A 3048-nucleotide genomic window follows, 5' to 3' on the forward strand; every position below is an offset into this window, starting at 1 on the left:
ATCTTCGGTAGAAGTATTTGCGAATGATGGAAAACTCGTTCTGACGGATCAGATTTTCCCTGATCCTTCAAGTACAGGGCTGGAATTGTATGCAATTTCGGGTGAAGCTATATTAATTTCCATGTCACTTTATACATTGGAATCCATGTATACAATAAACCGATCACGGGTAAGGAATAGAAGTTAGCGCGTTGTCATTGTTCCACTCCCGGTCCGTTCAATTGACGATCGGGAGTTCTTTCTATTTTTATGTAACCCATTTGAAAAAGCATGATGGAAGGGGAGAAATAACATGCGTATAGGCGCAATTGAAGCAGGCGGAACCAAGATTGTTTGTGGAATCGGGAATGAGTACGGAATTATCGAGGATCGTATCCATTTCCCGACAGAGCAACCGGAACCAACCATGGAGAAAGTAATTCTATACTTTCAGGATAAAGGCGTGGAGGCTATCGGGATTGGTACTTTCGGTCCCATCAACCTGGATCGAAACAGCGATCAATATGGCTATGTGACTACAACACCGAAGCAGGGCTGGTCGGGGCATCCGTTCCTCTCGACACTAAAAACCGCGATCAATGTTCCGTACGGATGGGATACGGACGTGAATGCCGCCGCTTACGGGGAAGTCATGTGGGGGGCGGCCCAAGGATTAGATAGCTGCGTATATTACACAATCGGGACAGGAATCGGTGTTGGCGTTTACTCCGAAGGTAAAATCGTTCATGGGCTTGTTCACCCCGAGGGAGGACATCTTTTAGTTCGACGGCACAAGGATGATGTATTCGAGGGCCTTTGTCCTTACCATGGGGATTGTCTGGAAGGCATGGCCGCTGGTCCGGCGCTTGAGGCAAGATGGAATAAGAAGGGCAGTCATTTACCCATCGATCATCCTGCTTGGCAAATGGAAGCCTTCTATATCGGTCAGGCGATCACGGGAGCTATTCTCATGCTCTCCCCTCAGAAAATTATTCTCGGTGGTGGCGTTATGCACCAACAACAGTTGTTTAGCATGATTAGAGATGAGGTGCAACGTAATCTGAATGGGTACGTGAATTCGGAGACGATCCTTACGAATATCGACGAGTACATCGTGCCGCCTAATTTAGGGGATAATGCTGGGCTATGCGGTGCCTTGGCTCTAGGTCTTGCTGCTGCCAAACATGGAGGATAAGCAACAGTTGTCCAGAAAGATAATTCTTTTGGACAGCGCTTTTGCGTTACGATTTGTTATTCATTTCACATACCGCGGCGCATACGAGCACATCACGTTAATAATTGAAAAACAATGAGGATCGCACTAACTTAGAAGGGAGGGGAGGATAAGCTAGAACAGCCAGGAAAGCGTCTAATTTGCCATTCAAGTTGTATTTGGGTCTGTCAAGAATTACGTGTAAAACAGCTTTCGGATCACGGGTGGGTACTTGAAGAAGGTAGCGAGTTCGTCCCAATTCGTACGTCAGGACCGGATTATAAGGGGATATTTACTTCCCTAATCCTCTTCAAAACGGTCTAATTCTAGCAAAGCTGCATCCTCTGTCGTCGCTTTGTAGATCGGTTTTAAATCAGCGGTTAGCAAGAACTTGGAGGACTCGTTTTCGCCGATCCACATGCCCAGCACATCTTTGCTTCCATCTGGCATACATATCAATAATCTGGTCCTCAATACCCGATACGTTCGATTGATGCTTCTTCACAACAATCGGTTCAAATTTACCTTGGCGATCCCGAGGCACTTGGATTTCTTGTTCGCCGTGTTCGCTGGTTATGGTCTTTTTAAAACCGACTGAATAAAGTCGGTTTATTTTCTATCGAGATTGGTTACTATAAATAAGAACGTATGTTCTATTTGTGAAGTGAGGTCATCTCGATGAAACAGGATAGGGCAATATTAACTGAAACGGGAATTAAACATAATACGCTGCTTTACTCTTGTAGCTTGGCGATAAAGGACCAATGGTTTTATAAAGTAAAGGATGTAGTTCTAGTTGAGTTTGACATCTTTTATGATCCAGCCGATAATTCGTTGATTTACCTTGATTCAGGCGCCGGCCATGTACCATGTTATTTATTACTTCAAAATCAGGTTTTTTCAATGAAGCAGAAAACTGAATTCTTTAAACGAGTTAATGAACTGAAAGAGAGGAGAAATTTCAACAAATGACGATAGCTGTCTATACCAGGATTTCAAACGGAATTCAGGTTACAGAAGGAACCAGCTTAGATGCTCAAAAGGAACTTTGTCTCAATAAGATTAAAGAGAATATAAGTCGACACCAGAGAGAAATTATTTTTTAATTTGGTTAGTGTAATTGCTCAATATGAGCTTACACTAATCCGAAAAGTCACAATCCGTGGTCGAATAATAGCAGTTGAAAAAGATAAAAAGGGAGGAACGCACAAGGTCAGGAAAACCAAAGAAAATTTATCAGCTTCGTGAAAAAGAAGACTGGATTCTTGTTGAGATACCTGGCATTGTTGAAATGGAGTTAATTACTTAGCAATCAAGAAACTGCAGATAAAAATAGGACTCCCTTTTGCATGCAGCGTAATTTTCAATTTATTTACACTGGGCCCAAGAGAAATAAAGTTATTACTGAGTTGTAATCATCAAATTTAATAAGTACATGCACGCTTAGGCTTTCGCCCACATAAAATAATACTAATCGCAACCTGGGGGGTGACTGAGTATGCCTGGACTGTTCTCGGCAATAGCTTTGTTTATTAAAGAGGTCGTACTGCTGGTTTCGTATGTCAAAAACAATGCCTTTCCCCAACCGTTATCCGAAGCGGATGAGGATAAACATTTAAGACAAATGGCAGCCGGGAATCAACATTCGCGTAATTTACTCATCGAACATAACTTACGTCTCGTCGCGCATATCGTCAAAAAGTTCGACAACACCGGAGAGGATTTGGAGGATCTGATCTCCATCGGCACGATTGGGCTGATCAAAGCGATCGAATCGTTTTCCCCGGACAAAGGAACCAAGCTGGCTACGTTTGCTGCCCGCTGCATCGAGAACGAAATACTTATGCATTTAAGAT

Annotated in this window: 3 protein-coding genes and 2 pseudogenes; 3 read left to right on the top strand and 2 right to left on the bottom strand. The window is 43.1% G+C overall.

Annotated elements, in window-relative coordinates:
• Positions 1–187, top strand: a 187-nt coding sequence (locus tag BK127_RS41810) for a GH32 C-terminal domain-containing protein (RefSeq protein WP_179097833.1), incomplete at its 5' end; no start/stop codon positions are given.
• Between the two features lie 105 nt (positions 188–292).
• The gene (locus BK127_RS41815) at positions 293–1174 is read left to right on the top strand and encodes an ROK family protein (protein ID WP_076238529.1); all 882 of its coding nucleotides are present in this window, start codon (positions 293–295) and stop codon (positions 1172–1174) included.
• 216 nt (positions 1175–1390) lie between these two features.
• Here the strand turns inward: BK127_RS41815 and BK127_RS46030 are convergent.
• Positions 1391–1567: pseudogene (locus BK127_RS46030) on the bottom strand (transposase); the annotation flags it as partial.
• Positions 1568–1634: 67 nt separating this feature from the next.
• Positions 1635–1778 (bottom strand): annotated as a pseudogene (locus BK127_RS46175) (transposase); the annotation flags it as partial.
• Positions 1779–2690: 912 nt separating this feature from the next.
• Here BK127_RS46175 and BK127_RS41830 point away from each other — a divergent pair.
• Positions 2691–3048: sigma-70 family RNA polymerase sigma factor (locus BK127_RS41830; RefSeq protein WP_144026739.1), on the top strand; the 358-nt coding region annotated here is incomplete at its 3' end.

The sequence above is a fragment of the Paenibacillus sp. FSL H7-0331 genome, from assembly GCF_001956045.1.

Bases quoted from the DNA above. Each gene is read 5' to 3' on its own strand.
- BK127_RS41815 (WP_076238529.1), top strand. From the start codon at position 293: ATGCGTATAGGCGCAATTGAAGCAGGCGGAACCAAGATTGTTTGTGGA.